The 18,753-nt window shown below is 58.7% G+C and carries 10 protein-coding genes, 1 tRNA gene, 1 other RNA gene and 5 pseudogenes; 11 read left to right on the top strand and 6 right to left on the bottom strand.

Going from position 1 to position 18,753, the window contains the following annotated elements; translation table 11 throughout:
* The 7 genes and pseudogenes from AC05K6_RS07700 to AC05K6_RS07730 form a co-directional block, all read left to right on the top strand.
* Positions 1-130: pseudogene (locus AC05K6_RS07700) on the top strand (IS1249 family transposase); the annotation flags it as partial.
* Positions 131-293: 163 nt separating this feature from the next.
* A pseudogene (locus tag AC05K6_RS07705) lies at positions 294-1,471 on the top strand (IS256-like element IS1249 family transposase).
* 68 nt (positions 1,472-1,539) lie between these two features.
* The gene (locus AC05K6_RS07710) at positions 1,540-1,587 is read left to right on the top strand and encodes an erythromycin resistance leader peptide (RefSeq protein ID WP_011116968.1); all 48 of its coding nucleotides are present in this window, start codon (positions 1,540-1,542) and stop codon (positions 1,585-1,587) included.
* Positions 1,588-1,686: 99 nt separating this feature from the next.
* Positions 1,687-2,541: a 23S ribosomal RNA methyltransferase Erm gene (gene erm / locus AC05K6_RS07715; protein WP_016459102.1), complete on the top strand. Its 855-nt coding sequence runs from the start codon at positions 1,687-1,689 to the stop codon at positions 2,539-2,541.
* Between the two features lie 164 nt (positions 2,542-2,705).
* Positions 2,706-3,123 (top strand): annotated as a pseudogene (locus tag AC05K6_RS07720) (transposase family protein); the annotation flags it as partial.
* Positions 3,124-3,432: 309 nt separating this feature from the next.
* A pseudogene (locus AC05K6_RS07725) lies at positions 3,433-4,610 on the top strand (IS256-like element IS1249 family transposase).
* A gap of 46 nt (positions 4,611-4,656) precedes the next feature.
* Positions 4,657-4,875: pseudogene (locus tag AC05K6_RS07730) on the top strand (IS1249 family transposase); the annotation flags it as partial.
* Between the two features lie 125 nt (positions 4,876-5,000).
* On the opposite strand, the gene AC05K6_RS07735 reads toward AC05K6_RS07730, so the two are convergent.
* The 3 genes from AC05K6_RS07735 to pgm all read right to left on the bottom strand — a co-directional run bounded on the left by AC05K6_RS07735 (position 5,001) and on the right by pgm (position 7,737).
* Positions 5,001-5,073: transfer RNA gene (locus AC05K6_RS07735), tRNA-Ala, on the bottom strand.
* Positions 5,074-5,191: 118 nt separating this feature from the next.
* Entirely contained in the window at positions 5,192-5,938 is a 747-nt protein-coding gene (locus tag AC05K6_RS07740; RefSeq protein ID WP_034987101.1) for a DsbA family protein, read from the bottom strand.
* A 143-nt stretch (positions 5,939-6,081) separates the two neighbouring features.
* Positions 6,082-7,737: a phosphoglucomutase (alpha-D-glucose-1,6-bisphosphate-dependent) gene (gene pgm / locus AC05K6_RS07745; protein ID WP_476728237.1), complete on the bottom strand. Its 1,656-nt coding sequence runs from the start codon at positions 7,735-7,737 to the stop codon at positions 6,082-6,084.
* A gap of 222 nt (positions 7,738-7,959) precedes the next feature.
* Between pgm and AC05K6_RS07750 the strand changes: the two genes are divergently transcribed.
* The 3 genes from AC05K6_RS07750 to AC05K6_RS07760 all read left to right on the top strand — a co-directional run bounded on the left by AC05K6_RS07750 (position 7,960) and on the right by AC05K6_RS07760 (position 12,819).
* The gene (locus AC05K6_RS07750; protein WP_476728238.1) at positions 7,960-9,405 is read left to right on the top strand and encodes an alanine/glycine:cation symporter family protein; all 1,446 of its coding nucleotides are present in this window, start codon (positions 7,960-7,962) and stop codon (positions 9,403-9,405) included.
* 84 nt (positions 9,406-9,489) lie between these two features.
* Positions 9,490-11,163: an AMP-binding protein gene (locus AC05K6_RS07755; protein WP_476728239.1), complete on the top strand. Its 1,674-nt coding sequence runs from the start codon at positions 9,490-9,492 to the stop codon at positions 11,161-11,163.
* Positions 11,164-11,250: 87 nt separating this feature from the next.
* Positions 11,251-12,819 carry a metallophosphoesterase gene (locus AC05K6_RS07760; RefSeq protein ID WP_476728240.1) on the top strand — a complete coding sequence of 523 codons (1,569 nt, stop codon included), beginning with the start codon at positions 11,251-11,253 and terminating at the stop codon, positions 12,817-12,819.
* A 33-nt stretch (positions 12,820-12,852) separates the two neighbouring features.
* On the opposite strand, the gene AC05K6_RS07765 is transcribed toward AC05K6_RS07760, so the two are convergent.
* Positions 12,853-14,208, bottom strand: a complete 1,356-nt coding sequence (locus tag AC05K6_RS07765) for a Na+/H+ antiporter family protein (protein ID WP_034975140.1) — start codon at positions 14,206-14,208, stop codon at positions 12,853-12,855.
* 50 nt (positions 14,209-14,258) lie between these two features.
* A complete protein-coding gene (locus AC05K6_RS07770) occupies positions 14,259-16,955 on the bottom strand; it encodes a DEAD/DEAH box helicase family protein (RefSeq protein ID WP_293791916.1) in 2,697 nt (898 codons plus the stop codon).
* 880 nt (positions 16,956-17,835) lie between these two features.
* On the opposite strand from AC05K6_RS07770, the gene AC05K6_RS07775 reads away from it, so the two are divergent.
* The gene (locus tag AC05K6_RS07775) at positions 17,836-18,270 is read left to right on the top strand and encodes a hypothetical protein (protein WP_476728241.1); all 435 of its coding nucleotides are present in this window, start codon (positions 17,836-17,838) and stop codon (positions 18,268-18,270) included.
* Positions 18,271-18,318: 48 nt separating this feature from the next.
* On the opposite strand, the gene ssrA is transcribed toward AC05K6_RS07775, so the two are convergent.
* Positions 18,319-18,701, bottom strand: a transfer-messenger RNA (tmRNA) gene (gene ssrA / locus AC05K6_RS07780).
* Positions 18,702-18,753: the final 52 nt, after the last annotated feature.

Raw genomic sequence — 18,753 nt, forward strand, 5'->3', positions numbered from 1 at the left:
ACCAACAACCATCGACCCCGACAACCTTGCAGCAACAACAAACAGCCTCGAAGGTGGCATCAACGCCCCCATAAAAGAACTAGCCCGCAGACACCGCGGACTATCACTACCGCATCAACGCACAGTGTTGGTGGGTTAAGGGTCAAAAAGTGTGTCCGGAATCGCGGATTTTCACGGATTGACCTGTAGGTTTCCGGAAAGTATATGCTCCGGAAGCATATATCTAGCCCCCGACGGGAAATCCTCGGTGTGGCAGCCGTGATGTGCTATGCGCGGCGTGGTGTGGTGTCGCAATGTCGAAGAACCAACCACGCTGCCACTGCGGCGGTGAAATGAAACGCAACGGCACCACCAGCAAAGGCACCACCAGATGGCGCTGCAAACAATGCGGCGCCTCCAGCGTCAAACGTCGAAACGACATCACCAACGCGGCAGTGTTCACCCAGTTCATCGAGCATTGCACCACCGCAATATCACTCGACGACCTAGCCAAACGAAACGGTGTTAGCCGCGCCACCATGAAGCGGCGCTTCAAGTGGTGCTGGCTCGTTGATGTGCCTGACCCCACCGCCGGCCACCACAAGCGGATCTACGACCAGGTATTTCTCGATGGCACCTACACCGCCGGTGGCTGCCTGATCGTCGCGGCGACCATCGACCACGTGATCGCCTGGCACTGGTGCAAACACGAAACCACCCGCGACTACCAACTGCTGCTTGAACGCATCGAAGCCCCACTCATCGCCGTCATCGACGGCGGCCAAGGCGCATACAGCGCAATCAAAAAGTGCTGGCCGACTACGAAATTCAACGCTGCCTCGTCCACGCCCAACGCGTGGTCCGCCGCTACACCACCACCAACCCACGCACCGATGCCGGGCGCACCATCTACCGACTTGCGCTGAAACTGACCCGGATCACCACACTGGATGAAGCCGCCGCGTGGGGTGTGCAACTGCACGAGTTTTCAACGATCTACCGGGAATGGATGAACGAGAAAACCATGATCAAAGACCCCAAAACAGGTGCATGGACCCGCGTGTGGACCCACCACAACGTGCGCAAGGCCTACAACAGCCTCAACCATCTTTGGCGGTCCGAGATGCTGTTTGTCTACCTCAACCCGCCAGCAGGAGTCCTTGCGCCCGAGCGGATCAAATCCACCACCAACAGCTTAGAAGGCGGCATCAACGCCCAGCTCAAACTGCTCGCCAGAACCCACCGCGGCAGATCAGGCGAACGACAACGCCGCATGCTGGATTGGTGGCTCTACTTAAAAACGGAACTGCCTGACGATCCAGTACGAATCGCCAGGCAGTCCGACTGGGGCCAGGGCCAACTCGCCAAAGTATCCACCCTGACCCAAACCGAGAACCAAGCCGACCACGAAACAGGACGCCCAGCCCTCTACGACAACGCTATCGACACCGACTACACCCACTCAATCGGCATTCAAAAAGGCCAAATCTAACCCCCGCGACACGCCGAGCCAGACACACATTTTGACCCTTAACCCTTTAAATGGATATAATTAGACCCATGTTGATTTCAGGTACCGCTTTCTTGCGGTTGCGCACCAACCGCTAAGGCGGTTTCCTACCCCGTAGGTTAAAAACCGCTCCGGTCCTTTAGCCGGGCGGCTATTTGTCATGCCCGGCTCCCTTTCAAATCCAAGGAGCACACCTGATGTCTGCATACGGACACGGCCGTCACGAGCATGGCCAAAATTTTCTCACCAACCACAAGATCATCAACTCCATCATCGACCTTGTGAAACAAACCTCCGGCCCCATCATTGAGATCGGACCAGGAAGCGGTGCCCTCACTCACCCGATGGCCCACTTGGGGAGGGCGATAACGGCAGTTGAAGTGGACGCAAAACTAGCTGCCAAAATCACACAAGAAACCTCCTCGGCGGCGGTCGAAGTGGTCCATGATGATTTCCTTAACTTCCGGTTACCCGCCACTCCCTGCGTCATTGTGGGAAACATTCCCTTTCACCTCACCACTGCCATTCTTCGAAAGTTGCTGCATGCGCCAGCATGGACTGACGCTGTACTCCTCATGCAGTGGGAAGTCGCTCGCCGCCGGGCCGGGGTAGGCGCAAGCACGATGATGACGGCTCAGTGGTCCCCATGGTTCACATTTCACCTGGGTTCTCGGGTACCAAGGCCTGCTTTCCGGCCACAGCCAAACGTTGACGGGGGGATCTTAGTGATCCGCCGGGTGGGTGACCCGAAGATTCCGATAGAGCAGCGCAAAGCCTTTCAGGCGATGGTGCACACCGTTTTCACTGCCCGGGGACGCGGGATAGGGGAAATTCTCCGAAGGGCAGGGTTGTTTTCATCACGTTCAGAAACACAATCATGGTTGCGCTCGCGAGGAATCGACCCCGCGACCCTACCTCCCAGATTGCACACCAACGACTGGATCGATCTCTTCCAGGTGACTGGTTCCTCTCTACCTCACCATCGACCCATTTCACCATCGGGAAGTAGTCAACGACCTCCTCAACGGAAAAACCGAAGCCGGCGGCGTTAATCCCCACCAAAACCGAAATCCACCAGTAGTACTAAAAGGGCTCTTCCGGTTTTAGAGTGCATTGATTAGTTCGCCGGGGGTTCGGGCGTGGCACAAGATATTGGGGTCCTTGGCTTTGTAGGAAAAAGGTATCTAATCCATCCGTACAAAACTAAGGACCTACTGTGCAGCCTAACGGAAATGTCATCGTCGATACCATCTGCCGCACCGCAAAACTAGGAACTACTATCACCGGTGCCACAGAAAACGGTGACGTCACTGTTATTGAAGCCGAACCCGTCGAGCCGATCAATGAATGCCCTACCTGCGGGCAGCCTGGAGTATTCCGCGACCACGTCATCCGCAGCCTGGTCGATCTGCCCATCGTCGGCCACCCAACAACTTCATGTGCGCCTTCCACGCTACCGGTGCACCAACAAGCGTTGCTTGCAGAAGATCTTCCGTGCTGGCCTTGCCTGCGCGCCCGACAATTCAAAGACCACGGACCAGGTGACCCACTGGATCCTGCAACGACTCTGCCTAAATCGGATGAGCGTTGCCGCTGCACCCAAGTCATTAGGCCTGGGGTGGGATATGAAGTGTCCCAGGTTTTGTTCCGTTTGATGAAACCCGTTTTTGAAACAACGTACGGAGCACAACGCACGCCGATGCCAAAGCTTCCGCAACATCGACTACCTCATCAAACCCACGACAGTGGGATTCACACCCTCAATCCCCACGCGTGCAATCTGGGTTAAGGGTCAAAAAGTGTGTCCGGAATCGCGGATTTTCACGGATTGACCTGTAGGTTTCCGGAAAGTATATGCTCCGGAAGCATATATCTAGCCCCCGACGGGAAATCCTCGGTGTGGCAGCCGTGATGTGCTATGCGCGGCGTGGTGTGGTGTCGCAATGTCGAAGAACCAACCACGCTGCCACTGCGGCGGTGAAATGAAACGCAACGGCACCACCAGCAAAGGCACCACCAGATGGCGCTGCAAACAATGCGGCGCCTCCAGCGTCAAACGTCGAAACGACATCACCAACGCGGCAGTGTTCACCCAGTTCATCGAGCATTGCACCACCGCAATATCACTCGACGACCTAGCCAAACGAAACGGTGTTAGCCGCGCCACCATGAAGCGGCGCTTCAAGTGGTGCTGGCTCGTTGATGTGCCTGACCCCACCGCCGGCCACCACAAGCGGATCTACGACCAGGTATTTCTCGATGGCACCTACACCGCCGGTGGCTGCCTGATCGTCGCGGCGACCATCGACCACGTGATCGCCTGGCACTGGTGCAAACACGAAACCACCCGCGACTACCAACTGCTGCTTGAACGCATCGAAGCCCCACTCATCGCCGTCATCGACGGCGGCCAAGGCGCATACAGCGCAATCAAAAAGTGCTGGCCGACTACGAAATTCAACGCTGCCTCGTCCACGCCCAACGCGTGGTCCGCCGCTACACCACCACCAACCCACGCACCGATGCCGGGCGCACCATCTACCGACTTGCGCTGAAACTGACCCGGATCACCACACTGGATGAAGCCGCCGCGTGGGGTGTGCAACTGCACGAGTTTTCAACGATCTACCGGGAATGGATGAACGAGAAAACCATGATCAAAGACCCCAAAACAGGTGCATGGACCCGCGTGTGGACCCACCACAACGTGCGCAAGGCCTACAACAGCCTCAACCATCTTTGGCGGTCCGAGATGCTGTTTGTCTACCTCAACCCGCCAGCAGGAGTCCTTGCGCCCGAGCGGATCAAATCCACCACCAACAGCTTAGAAGGCGGCATCAACGCCCAGCTCAAACTGCTCGCCAGAACCCACCGCGGCAGATCAGGCGAACGACAACGCCGCATGCTGGATTGGTGGCTCTACTTAAAAACGGAACTGCCTGACGATCCAGTACGAATCGCCAGGCAGTCCGACTGGGGCCAGGGCCAACTCGCCAAAGTATCCACCCTGACCCAAACCGAGAACCAAGCCGACCACGAAACAGGACGCCCAGCCCTCTACGACAACGCTATCGACACCGACTACACCCACTCAATCGGCATTCAAAAAGGCCAAATCTAACCCCCGCGACACGCCGAGCCAGACACACATTTTGACCCTTAACCCGGATTGGTGGCTGTATCTACATACAGAAGTCCCTGACGATCCGGTCAAGATCGCCAGGGACCAACGATGGGGTCAAGACGCACTTTCCACAGCAACAGACCTGATCACCCACAACACCACAGCCACTACCAATGACATCGGTGCACCAGCAGAATACGACACCGCCATCGACACCAGCTACCAACACAACCTCGGCATCCAAAAAGGCTGGATCAAATAACCGCAACACGCCCGGAAAAGACACACTTTTCTTTACTTAACCCTAACCCCGCGCTACTCCCCTTTTCCAGCGGTGACAGATACAACAAAACCCCCGGTCGGTGAAGACCGGGGGTTGGAATCCAGTGGAGCTAACGGGATTCGAACCCGTGACCCCCACACTGCCAGTGTGGTGCGCTACCAGCTGCGCCATAGCCCCGCTGCCTACCAGGCGATTTACTTCTAAATCCCTGTGAAGCGAACGGTGTTAAAGCTACAACACTGGAATTAACTTCTCCAAATCGCCTGGTTGCGCTGGGGTAGCAATCGCTTGAGCGCTATTTGCCTTCCAGCACATTCGGAACCCAGGAGCCCAGAGTCTCATCCGGATTCATCGGCGGGTCGAAGCGCTTGCCATTCTTGTACAGCAATGGCGAGGAGACGTCACCCTCTCGCTTTTCGACTTCCTTGTCATTCTCGCGGGAGATCTTCGCCCCCTCGTCCTTAACGGACTTGTCACGAATCTTGTCAACCACGCCGCCGTCGACGCCCATCTTGTCTGCAGCGTTAGCCAGATCGTCCCACTCCCACTGACGGGTAACGGTGGACTGCTCTTCCATCATCAGGCGGTGAAGGTTCCAAAACGCATCCACGTCACCAGTCTTTGCCACTGCCCAGGCGACAGCCGCACCACGGGTGGAAGGACCGGACTCGTCGCCACGATCCAGGAAGTTCAGGAAGCGGAACTCCACCTTCACCTTGCCGTCTTCCAGTGCCTTCTTCACATCGTCGCTAGAGGCAGTCTCCAGCTGCGCGCAGTAGTGGCAGCTGAAATCCTCGAAGACCTCGACGGTCGGCACGTTGTCGCCTGCATTCTCTGCTTCCAGGGTGACGATGCTGTCCTTGGCCGTCATCTTCACCTTTACCTCGTCGTTCGGCAGGCTGATGTTATCGACCTTGTGCTTCTGGTTGTTGTACACAATGAAACCAATGGCTACAGCTGCAATGACGAGAATTGCAATGATTCCCCACAGGAAGCCGTTGCCCCCTTTAGATGCATTAGGGGCCTTAATCTTTTGGCTCACCGAGTGTTCCTTTCCGAAATGGTGACGTGTCTACTGCGCATGAGGGTATCGCAAGAGTCTGGCAAAACACTGAATCGACCCCGTGATTTTACGCAAACCTGCAGCGATTGCCCCAGGGAAGAGGCCGCCCCAATGTTGTGGGTCTAGCCCAGCACGCCATCCACGACAACCTGCGCCTCCTCCAGCACCTTCTCCAGGTGGTCGGCACCGTTAAAGGACTCAGCATAAATCTTGTACTTGTCCTCCGTACCGCTTGGGCGGGCGGCAAACCAAGCGTTTTCAGTGGTCACCTTCACTCCCCCAATAGCCGCGCCGTTGCCTGGAGCCTCCGTCAAGATCGACTCGATCTTCTCCCCCGCCAATTCGGTTGCTTCTACGTCGTTGGCGCTGAGCTTCTTCAGACGCTCCTTCTGCTCACGGTTGGCCGGGGCATCGATGCGCTTGTACTGCGGCGCGCCTAGTTCCTCGGCCAGCTCCCGATAACGCTCTGAAGGGCTCTTGCCGGTCGTTGCCTTAATTTCGGACGCCAACAGGTCAGCGATGATGCCGTCCTTATCAGTGGACCAGACCTGCCCGTTGCGACGTAGAAAGGAAGCACCTGCGGATTCTTCTCCGCCAAAGCCCACGGATCCATTGACCAGCCCCGGCACGAACCACTTGAACCCGACCGGAACCTCCATCAGGTTGCGTCCCATACGAGCCACAACGCGGTCAATCATCGAGGAGCTCACCAGGGTCTTGCCCACGGCGGCCTCTTGCGGCCAGTTCTCACGGTGACTAAAGAGGTATTCGATGGCCACGGCAAGGTAGTGATTTGGGTTCATCAGGCCTGCGTCTGGGGTGACGATTCCGTGGCGGTCGGAGTCGGCGTCATTACCAGTAGCGATGTCATAGGAAGACCCGCCGGCGCCTGCGACAGAATCGACCAGCGAGGCCATCGCGGACGGCGAAGAGCAATCCATGCGGATCTTGCCGTCAGAGTCCAAGGTCATGAAACCGAAGGCGGGATCGATGGTGGGGTTGACAACCGTGAGATCGAGGCCGTGCACATCAGCGATACGGTCCCAATACGCCACGGAGGCACCACCCATGGGATCGGCGCCGATGCGCACGCCTGCGTTGCGGATAGCCTCGATGTCGATAACCTCCGGCAGAGCGGCAACATAGTTGCCCAGGTAGTTGTGGCTCTCCACTAGTTCGGTGGAAGTGGAACGCAGTACGCCAGCGAGGTTTGCGTCCAGGTATTCGTTGGCACGGCGGGCAATCCAGCTGGTGGCGTCGGTATCCGCAGGCCCACCGGTCGGCGGGTTGTACTTGAAGCCGCCGTCACGTGGCGGGTTGTGAGAGGGAGTCACGACAATACCGTCGGCGCGGCCAGCGTCGTTGCCTTCCGGCCCACCGGGCAGCTGCTTGTTGTACTCCAGGATCGCGAAGCTGACAGACGGGGTGGGCACAAAACCGCGTTCCTGATCCACCTTGACCGTCACGCGGTTACCAGCCAGAACCTCCAGCGCGGTAGCCTCGGCCGGTTCAGATAGAGCGTGCGGGTCACGTCCAATAAAAACAGGACCGTTGATTCCCTGCTCGCGGCGGTAATCGACGATGGCCTGGGTGGTTGCCAGGATGTGTGCCTCGTTAAAGGCACCGTCGAAGGCGCTACCTCGATGGCCGGACGTGCCGAAGCTGACGCGCTGGCCCGGATCAGCCAAGTTTGGAACCGTAGCGGAGTAGGCCTCGAGCAGGGCCGGGATATCGGTAAGGTCTTCGGGGGTGGCGGGCTGGCCAGCGCGTGGGTGCATTTTTAATCCTTCGGTCGGTGCCTGAAGCAGTGGTGCCTTAAAGCAAATTTTTGTGCTCAATATTTATGGTGCCCGATTCTGCACCGTTTTTCAGCGCTCTTGCACCCGAAAAACGCCCCCTTGATGACTCTTTAACACCGGGTAGCCGCAAAGCGGAACCTATCGAGGAATTTTTGGAAACCGTTTCATCTCTCCCCGCTACCGGCGTACTGTCTGTAGTTCATGCAAGACGTTTCATTCGCGGAGAACCTCCAGAACATTCTGGACTCGATCGACAAGTTTGTGTGGAGCCAGTGGCTGCTCATCCCACTGCTGCTTCTCACCGGACTTTGGCTCACGTTCCGCCTGCGTGGTGTGCAATTCCGCAAACTGTGGGTAGCGCTGCGGCACGGCCTGATCGACCGCGATGACGAGGGCGGCGAGGGCGACATCACCCAGTACCAGGCGCTCACCACTGCCCTGGCTGCGACCGTGGGAGTGGGCAACATTGTGGGTGTGGCCACTGCAATTTCTGTCGGTGGTCCCGGCGCACTGTTCTGGATGTGGGTTACTGGCCTGGTGGGCATGGCTTCGAAGTATTCGGAGGCATTCCTGGGTGTGCGTTTCCGCGTTGCCGATTCAAAGGGCAACGTATCCGGCGGCCCGCAGCGCTACCTGTCGCTAGGTATTCCCGGCGGACTCGGAAAATTCCTCGCGTGGTTCTTCACCATCGCGGCAATCATCGCCTCCTTTGGCATCGGCAACCTAACACAGGGCAATGCAGTTGCCGCTGGTTTGGAAGATACCTTTAATGTCAGCCCCACGGTCACCGGCGCGGTGATGTTCGTGCTCGTGGGTGCGGTGCTGTTGGGCGGCATTGGCTCGATCGGTAAGGTCACCTCGGCGTTCGTGCCACTCATGATCCTTATTTATATCGGCGGTGGACTTGTGGTGCTGACGCTGCACGCCAATGACATCCCGGCGTCTTTCGGACTTATTTTTAGTGACGCCTTTACGGGAACCTCTGCAACCGGTGGATTCCTAGGCTCGGGGATCATGCTGGCTATGCAAATGGGTGTGGCTCGTGGCATTTTCTCCAATGAGTCGGGCATGGGGTCGGCTGCAATTGCCGCTGCAGCGGCAAAGACCACCCACCCCGTGCGTCAAGGCCTGGTGTCTATGACTCAGACCTTTATCGACACGATCATTGTGGTGACGATGACCGGCCTGGTGATCATCACCACCGGTGTGTGGGATACCGGTGAGGACAATGCGGCCAACATGACAGCTCAGGCGTTCAGCAAGGGCATCGGCTCGGAGTGGGGCGGCACTATCGTCTCCCTCTCCATCGTCTTCTTCGCTTTCTCCACCATCCTGGGGTGGTCCTACTATGGCGAGCGCAACGCAGAGCGGGCCTTTGGCCCCTGGGCTTCCCTGCCCTATCGCATGCTGTTTACCTGTGTGGTCTTTGTTGGCGCGACCACAGAGATCGGATTGGCATGGACTTTCGCAGATATTGCCAATGGCCTGATGGCACTACCGAACCTGGTGGGTCTGCTGATCCTCTCCGGCCTTATCGCCCGAGAAACCAAGGCGTACTTGGCCTTCGACCCCACCCTGCGGGCACGCCCGGCAGATGTCGAGAAGTTCCTCATCGATACCAAGAACCCCTGGCGCAGCGCGCTTTAATGAGGGCACCTGCAGGCAGTTCTAAGTCCCTCTGTTTTTATGATTTCGCCTCGCACGGGAGTGATCTAAATTACAGTCTCGGGCATGACTTTCGCATCGCAACACGGCCTTAACGCACCACTTACTCCCCTGCGCTTCTTGCAGCGTTCCGCCCAGGTTCACCCGGACAAGGTAGCCGCGATCGACGGGCCACGCCGAATCACCTTTGCGGAGTTCAACCAAGATACGCAAGCCTTTGCTCACGCACTGATCGCCGACCACGTGGCCGAAGGCGATCGTGTAGGCATTCTCGCCGCCAATAGCTACGAGGCTCTGCTGGCACAGTTCGCCGTGCCGCTGGCCTGTGCAGTGACCGTACCGATCAATACCCGTCTGGCTCCGGCGGAAGTCAACTACATTCTCGATCACGCCTCCATCGACGTACTCATTGGAGAAAAGGATTTTATCGACCCCATCCTCGCTTCCGGAGAAAGGAAACTCCGCCGCGCGGTGTACATCGCCAATAAGGAAGGCGTGGAGCCCCAGGTTGATAGCCCAGCTACTGACCCCGAAGGGGCGTCACTAGTAACGACCTTTAGTGAGTACCTGGCCGAGCATCGCGATGAAGAGCCTCTGCCCTACCGCGTGCGTGACGAGAACGAAACCATCGCAATCAACTACACCTCCGGCACAACCGGCAAGCCGAAGGGCGTGATCTACACCCACCGCGGCGCATACCTGAACGCGCTAGGGCAGGCTCATACCCAGCATTTCAGCCACGACACGGTGTATCTGTGGACCCTGCCGATGTTCCACTGCTCCGGCTGGTGCACGGGTTGGGCAGCTATGGCCGTCAGTGCAACCCAAGTGGCGCTGCGCGCGGTTCGTGGCCCTGAGATGTGGGAACTCATCCGCACCGAGGGCGTGACCGCTATGTGTGGCGCGCCGGCTGTACTAAACACCCTGGTAGACGACGAAAACAAGCGCCGGGTAACAAACCTGCGCGTGACCACAGCAGGCGCACCTCCGAGCCCGACGACCATCACCCGCTGCGAGAACATCGGCGTGGAAGTCACGCACGTCTACGGTCTGACCGAAAGTTACGGCCCGTTTACCGTCTGCGAGGCACAACCCGAGTGGGAGGACATGACGGTTCGCCGTCGCGCGGTGCTGAAGGCGCGCCAGGGTGTGGCGTCCATTACCAACGAGGATGTGCGCGTGATCGAGCCGACGGAAGGCCAGGACGAGGCACTTATCGACGTACCCGCCGACGGTGCGACGTTGGGTGAGATTGTGCTGACCGGTAACGGCATCATGGCCGGGTACTTCAACGACGAAGAGGCCACTGCACATGCCTTCCGTGGCGGTTGGTTCCACACCGGCGACCTGGGCGTGATGCACCCCAATGGCTATATCCAGCTGATGGACCGCGCGAAGGACGTGGTGGTTTCCGGCGGCGAGAACATCTCCACCATCGAGGTTGAGCAGGCCGTTATTAGCTATCCGGATGTCTCCGACTGTGCTGTGATCGGCGTGCCGGATGAAAAGTGGGGCGAGCGCCCACGCGCGTATGTGGTGCTGCGCCCGGAGGCTCATGGTGCGGATCAGTCCGCGGTGGAAGAGGCCGTGATCGCCCACTGCCGTGCCCACATCGCGGGCTATAAGGTGCCACGTGATGTACGGATTCTGGACGAGCTTCCCCGCACCTCCACAGGCAAGGTGCGCAAAAACGAGCTGCGCGAAGAGGCCTGGGCGGGTCACGAGCGAAACATCAATTAGCCGTTAACCCAGTATTCGCCCGACCTTTCCCTGCCCGCTGCCTCGAGGCCGACTGTTCGTCACGCACGCCCTTTACCCTGTGCGCTCATGGGCAATAAAGGTATTTTTTCTCGACGCCGATTCTTCAAAGCACTAGGCTTCAGCGCCGGTTCCGCAGCCTTCGTGGTGGGGCCGCTTGCCAATGCGGGTGCTGCTCCAGGCACGGGTGCGGGCAGTTCCGGCCTGGCCGGTAGCGACCTCGCGGGCAGCGGGCTGACCGGTAGCTCGGCGCTGGGTTCGGCGAATACGCCGAATATGGCCAGCTCGGCCAGCTACACCCCAAGCAACATCGGTAGCTCCGAGACCGGTTGGGTGATGGGCCGTAAGGGTTCCGGCCCGAAGGGCAAGTTCCTGGCTGGCGACCTGCAGGTCGTGACTGTCACGGAGGATTCGGCGACGATCAGCTGGCTGACGTGGGATGCGAAGGTCAGCATCGCAGAACGCCCCGTGGGCATGCCGACCGAAGGCACGCTGCGCGTGTGGCCGGAGGACAACCCACAGGATACGAAGATCGTCCGCTCCGAAAAGAATGCCTTCTTCCACATCATGACGGTCGAAGGACTGCAGCCCGAGACGACGTATCGTTTCAGCGCTTCCTCCCACGGGGTCGAAGCCAACGCGACGCACAATTACTTCCAGGAGAACAAGCGGGAGTTCACCACCCTGCCGCGTCTATCCGGTGACCTGCTGCAGACCGTCATTGTGGCAAACGACCTACACATGGGTGAGGCCCAAGATGGTCTGTGGTTCGATGGCTTTCCACCACCGGCGGTACCTAATCCAAAATCTGCACCCTACCCGGAGGTGTGCCTGGACGCGGTGATTCAGACCGCCGAGGCTTACGGAGCCACGCACCTGTTTGTCAACGGCGATGTGACCAGCGAGGCCCGCCCGGCCGAGGTCCGTCGTGCGAAGGAGATGCTGGACAAGTTCTCCGGCACATGGCGCGTGACCCGTGGCAACCACGACCGCCCGCACAAGGCGGACGGTTCCTCTGGATACGAGACTGCTACTCCTTATGGCAAGGAGCACTTCGACCCCTTCGGCGATGTTTTCGAACCCCGGCAGCAGGCCTGGATGATGGATCTGGAGCCCGCGGGCGTGCGCGTGATCGGCATCGATTCCACGGAGCTGGATAAGTCCGGCGGGCGGATCGAGCCACAGCAGTTCCGTCAGATCGAAGGCTTCCTGCGCCGCGATCCAAACAAACCGACCGTTCTGATGCTGCACCACCCCATGACGCGCGAAGCCGGCTGGTCGAACGCCGCCGGACCTGCTTTCATCCTGCGCGACCCGGATTTGATCCGACTGCAGAAGATGATCCAAGCAGCCCCGGGCGTGAAGCTGGTGCTGGCGGGCCACACCCACCGCGCCCACCGCGATAAGCCGGACTTGGATACCCACGCGGTTTTCCTGGAGACTCCGGCGGCGAAGAACTGGCCCACCGGCGCCACGCAGCTGCGCTTTTACTCCGACGGCATTGCCGTGAACTTCCGTCACAACATGGGTGAGGAGGCTCTGGACTGGGCCAGCCGTACCCGCTGGACCAACTTCGGTCTGGCGCCGGAGATCCTGCTGGGGCCGACGGACGCGCGCAACCTGGTGGTGCGCTACTAAGGCGCCCCAGCGCGGCTGGAGCGCGCGGCTTCGCTATAGAACCATCGCCGCGACCCAGCCGGCGATCAGCAGCGGAATATTGAAGTGCAGGAACGTCGGGATCACGGAATCCCGGATGTGGTCGTGCTGGCCATCCGCGTTCAGGCCCGACGTGGGGCCTAGGGTCGAGTCGGAGGCCGGGGAGCCGGCGTCACCAAGAGCACCCGCAGTACCCACGATCGCCACAGTAGCGAGCGGCGAGAAGCCCATCGACGCGCACAAAGGCACGTAGATCGTTGCGACAATCGGCAGGGTGGAGAAGCTAGAGCCAATGCCCATGGTGACCACCAAGCCGACCAGCAGCATCACCAGCGCGGCGGCGGCCTTGTTGCCCGCGAACAGATCGGCGGAGGTGTTGACCAGGCTTTCGACCTCGCCGGTAGCCTTCATGACTTCGGCGAAGCCCTGAGCGGTGATCATAATGAAGCCGATCAAGGCCATCATGCGCATGCCAGCGGTGAAGACATCGTCGGCCTTCTTCCAATCAACTGCGCCGGTACCCATGAAGATCGTCAAGCCAACCAGGGCGCCGATCAGAAGCGAATTAGCCTCCATATCCATGGACTGCATAACTACCTGCACGGCGAAGGTCGCGATAATCGCGATGATGGAAACGAAGATCTTGTAGCGGGAGATCTCCTCGTCCGATGTGGTCCCGGCATCCGTGATCGGGCGATCCTCGTACGTGCGTGGCTTGCGGTACGTAATAAACACCGCCACCAACAGGCCACAGAGCATGCCCAGCGCCGGGATTCCCATTGCCGACATCACGTTGATGCCGTCAGTGTTCATACCCGCTTTGGAGATGTTAGCCATCAGAATGTCGTTCAGGAAGATCGAACCGAAGCCCAGCGGAATCCACATGTACGTGGTGATCAGGCCGAACGTCAGGATACAGGTGACCAGGCGGCGGTCCAGCTGCAGCTTATTAAAAACGCTCAACAGCGGCGGAATGATCAGCGGAATGAACGCGATGTGCACGGGGATGAGGTTCTGGCTCATCACGGCCATTGCGAGGATGCCTGCCAGCATCAGCCATTTCGTTGCGGCGACGGCGCGACTCTTTGTTTCTTCGTTTGTGACGCCCAGTCGCCCCAAGATCGAATCTGCCAAAAGCTTGGGCAGTCCTGCGCTGGCTACGGCCATCGCGAAGGCGCCAAGGAGGGCATAGCTCAGTGCAATTTGTGCGCCGCCGGAAAGGCCTTCTTGGAATGCCACCATCGTGGCATCGAGGCCAAGGCCGCTAAGGAGACCACCGATAAGAGCTCCGATGAACAGCGCCAACACCACATGCACCCGAAGCAGGGCGAGGGCCAGCATGACGACGACGGCAACGAGGACTGCGTTCATGCACCTTAGAGTAGTGTGAGGGGCCAGACAATAGGAAATCCCAACAGTAGCTACCGTCCGTAGCGCCGTGTCTGTTTCGTCAGGCGGGCTGCAATATTGGCACCGCTGAGCTTTCGCGCCTGCAGCAAGAACTCCCGCCCTTCCGAATTGCGGGTGAATACCGCGCGCATCGGCAGCCCCACGCGCTCTAACTGCCCCACGAATTCATCCACGTTCTCCCGGCGCGTGCCGATAACATCAGGCACAGACTGGGCGCAGAAGATTCCGCGGATGTGGAGGTGATGCGCGGGCGTAATCAGATAGCGCGCGTTACGGACTTCCCCAGACAGCTGAGACATGGCGTCCGCAAAAAGCTTCCTTTCGGCGAAGGTCCCGCCGGACAGGCGCACATTCGCCCCGACAGCCCCTTCGTCGACGATGGCCATGAGGTTGCGAGTTTCGATCAAGCCGAGTGCGCTCAGCGTGCGCGCTAACGCCGTGGCCTCGGCCTTCAGGCGCTTGGTGGTATCTGTCAGCTGTTGGACTTTCCGCGTGCGCATTAGCGCCGCAGCGCCACCGAGCAGCGCAAGCACCCCGAAAGCCAGCCACTGTCCCCCGACCGGGAGGTGCGGCAGAACGCGCCCCACCGCCAGCCCGAACATGACCGCGAGGAAGAAGATGTAGCCCAGGATAACGTCCAGGTACGGCACTACTCCGGCCGAGGCGGGCTTTTCAACGTCGACGTGGAACTGCATCTCGTAGGGCTGGCCATCCGGCACATTCCCCATGCCCAATGCCTCTAGCCACTGGTTGCGCATGAGATCCCGGCGGAAGGCTCGGGCCAGCATCTGTTCGTTGGCAGCATCGATGCTGCGATAGGCGCGCAGGGGTGGCTCGGCGAAGCAGCGCTCGAAGCCGTTCTCGATCACTGGCGCATCGGCACGCGGCGCGACGAAGGCCTCGAAGCGCTTCTGCAGCGAACGCACGTCGTGCGAGCCCAGGACTTCGAGCGACTCCCCCGCACCGACGTTCAGCGCCTGCGCCCCGCTCTGTACCGCCTGGTCGAGCCATGTCCCGCGCCCGGCACCTTGGCTCGGTTCGCACGTTGCGATATGCCAAATGTTCGCGGTCTTATCTGGAACGGCGGGATCCACCCGGATCACCCGGCCGCGCATCTGGTTGGTCAGCATAAACGCCCGCACGGAGCTGGCGATGATGAGCGCATTGGCGCAGGGTGAATCCCACCCCTCCCCCAGCAGGGCGGCGGTGCCCACCAGGATCGTGAACAGTCCTTCCTGGAAGGCGCGGGTAATGGCGGGAACGGATACCCGCGTGCCGCCGGAAAAGCGCACCTCCACATACTCGTCGTTGAGGTTCTTGGTGGCGGTGACTTCCCCATCGAGGTCCACCGCGAAGCGCTTCACCTCGTCCAGCGCCGCCCGCGGGATGACGATCACCGAACCACTGATGGCGGCGATCCTTGCGGTACCTCCTACGCGCCGTCGCAGTGCTTCGAAGATGGGGATGACGCCCACGTGGACCAGGGCATCGTCGCTGCCCACGCTGGACAGGTAATCCCGTTGGACGTAATCCGCGAGGATCACCAGGCGCAGGTTGTCGGACATCGCGGAGACTTCTTCTTCGGCAATGTCACTAACGGCGCGGATTTTGCCCGCGGAATGGGTGAGGATGCTGTTGACCCTCGTCTCCCCGGTGACGGAAATCTTCCCCTTGTTCAGCAGATTGTTGGCCCGCAGAGCGGAGGCCACTGAAGAGCTGGCGCGGAAGAAGTCGGGGTGATCGATGACGAACTGCAGCCCCAGCTCGCCGGCGAGTTCCGGGCGCTTTTCGCTGAGTATCGCCTGGACATGTGGCGCAATCGGATGCCCAGCAGCGGCAAGAAGGATTTTGAGGGCGTAGAAATTCTCCTCGTCGTCGAGGGCCACCTGCAACTGTTCGTCCGTGAGTTGGCCGAGATCCTCCGCCAGTTGCGCCAAAATCCCCTGCCGTTGCAGGTCTACTAACACTTCGTTTCCACGCCGACGCAGCTCGGCGATTTCCTGCTCTTCTGCCTGGCTGGGCTTCGTAACGTAGACGTAGTCCTGATGCGGGCACAGGTTACCGGCGGCCACGAGTTCGGGGGCGAAGATTTCCTCGTCGATAGGGCCGCACAGCTGTTCATAGCGTTGCCATTCGCTGGGGGTGGAATCGTACGGCGGGGTAGCCGTGAGCGCGATGGTGTTGGGCACTGCTTTTCGGCGGCCCAGCTGTTCCATGAAGGCTGTCAGGGCGCGGTGCCACTGGGAGCGCAGGTGGTGTGCTTCGTCGAGGCACACCGTTCCGATGTCGCGGACTGCGTCCAGGATGTCGAGGTCCGCGAAGTCCTCCCCCGTTTCCTCGTCGAGCGCCTGGGTGTATGCGGAGTACAGCGCCTGGTAGGTGATGACCGTCAGGAAGGCCGGGTTGTGTAGCGAGGTGGAACACCACTCCCGCGGGTTCGATGCGCCGTTGTGTTGGAAGTGCGCTGCAAAACGATCGATCCACTGGTCGCGGATAGTGATGGTGGGAGCCAGGATCAGGGCTGGTTTGCCGAGGCGGCAGATAAGTTCCAGGCCGAGAATCGTCTTGCCGGATCCAGGCGCGGCAACGACGTGGATGCGGTGATCCTGCTTCAGGTCATCGAAGCGTTCGAGGATACGCTGTTGATACGGCCGGAAGGTCCCGGCAAAGCGCCAGCTGGGTTGCGGTTGTGTCTCGGGCGCTACCATGCGGGCAAGTCTAACCGATCAGGCACACATGCCCTCCTTGTAGTCAGCGAAAACCTTCGCCTAAATGCGTTCCTACCTCTCCTCTTCCAGACACTGCCCACTAAAACCTTCAAGCTCTTCAGAAGCGCAATATACTATGGACAGCGTCTTTCACCTCGAGCGTTGAAGCTCTATTCACCGAGACAAGCAAACTTGGCACCCAATCAAAGCCGACTCCAGTACATTCCACACAAAACAGACTACAAGGGATAATATGTCACACTTTCACCCATTCTTATCCATCGTGAGCGTCATATCGATAGCAATGGGCAGCGGTCCGATACCCAGCCCTCCGACTCCAATAACATCTGAAAACAAGCCCCCTCTTCCTGAACTAGAAAAATCGATAGAGTACATTCAGTCAGATACCCCCTCCGAAGCAATAAGAATAATAAACCAGAAGGATAAAATCACACAACCTTACGCCCTTTCTCAAAGATTTGGCCCTTGTACACTAATTCCGAGAAATATACACGTGAGAACAAGGACCAACAACGGGGATGCTCGAGTAATTGGATTTAAACCAGTTACCATCTGCAACCAAAAGGTTCAATCCATTCGGCACGAAAGTAGACTAAAGTATAAATATTATTTGTGGTGGAAAGACGCTAGCCTTAAGCACGGAGTCCCCACCCGTTCGACAAACAGAGGCGCAGCGCGACTAGAACAAAAAAATATTGAATTCCAATGTAAAGGTCTAGTCAACACTTCTTTCATCGGCAATACGGTAGGCACAGTAGTCGCCAACGGGGTAACCTATCATGCCGTCATTAATACTGATACATTTCGCACCTCCTGTAGAGCCTGAGGAGGCCCCATGCTTAAAGCTGCATACCCGAGCGTGCTCGCACTCTTCTCTCACCAAAAAGAAACTCTTCAAGAAGACTTCGTCGGTGTCGCACGTAATCGAAAACAAGCAGACGCAATGGCCGAATATGTAGAATCAAAAATGTACAGCTGCTGGATTGAAGAAGTAACCATTAAAGACTGGTATAGGACCCTACTCAGAAAACTCCCTTCCGATGTAATCTTTCTGGTTTTCCGATCTGGACCTGCCCAGGAGGAAGAAAGAAGAGCAGACGATTTTGACCCAGAACTAGTGGGGGCGTTCACTTCTAAGCTAGCCGCTGAACGATGCGCGGTTGCCCTAGATCGGAGGGTCGAAACTGGTAACCCCCTGCATAATAAACTAAACCAGCACCATGTTTGGGAAGCACATTATGGCTTTCTCCCTAAATATCTGAAAGCGGATGGCATTCCAATTCCAGCTTGTTAATCGAGCACGGCAAAACCCCAGCTCATTTCTGAACTGGGGAAATGCGTTCTGTGGAGCCGCCGGGAATTGAACCCGGGTCCTTTGCGACCTCGCCAGGGCTTCTCCGTGCGCAGTTCGCTCATGACCTCTGCTCGACCCTCCAGCACTCGCGAACCAGCCTGGATGATGGGCCCAGTTGCTCGAAAGGTGTCCCGCACGGCCCAAGCAACAAAGCCGTGCGGCAAGTCCCTTTAGTCGATGCCAGCTACCGGGTCAGGGACATCCCCGGGCTGACAGACACGCGGTCGCTGTAATTAGGCAGCGAGGGCGTAGTCGCGCTGAGTGTTCTCGGCGCTTATAAATTCGCAGCGACGCTTAAAATCGGTGGTCGTCTGCCTTCACCGGCACGCTTCCCCTGGCTCAATGCACAAAGTCGAAACCAAGTCGACCCCATGATCCCTGCTGCGGAAACGCTTGTACAACAGGAAATTTAACCTTACACCC

The organism is Corynebacterium sp. TUM25020 (genome assembly GCF_056388495.1).

Excerpts from the sequence above, each read along its gene's own strand:
- AC05K6_RS07770 (WP_293791916.1), bottom strand. The coding sequence starts at position 16,955 with ATGGTAGCGCCCGAGACACAACCGCAACCCAGCTGGCGCTTTGCCGGG.
- AC05K6_RS07760 (WP_476728240.1), top strand. The coding sequence starts at position 11,251 with ATGGGCAATAAAGGTATTTTTTCTCGACGCCGATTCTTCAAAGCACTA.
- AC05K6_RS07750 (WP_476728238.1), top strand. The coding sequence starts at position 7,960 with ATGCAAGACGTTTCATTCGCGGAGAACCTCCAGAACATTCTGGACTCG.
- erm (WP_016459102.1), top strand. The coding sequence starts at position 1,687 with ATGTCTGCATACGGACACGGCCGTCACGAGCATGGCCAAAATTTTCTC.
- AC05K6_RS07765 (WP_034975140.1), bottom strand. The coding sequence starts at position 14,208 with ATGAACGCAGTCCTCGTTGCCGTCGTCGTCATGCTGGCCCTCGCCCTG.
- AC05K6_RS07755 (WP_476728239.1), top strand. The coding sequence starts at position 9,490 with ATGACTTTCGCATCGCAACACGGCCTTAACGCACCACTTACTCCCCTG.
- pgm (WP_476728237.1), bottom strand. The coding sequence starts at position 7,737 with ATGCACCCACGCGCTGGCCAGCCCGCCACCCCCGAAGACCTTACCGAT.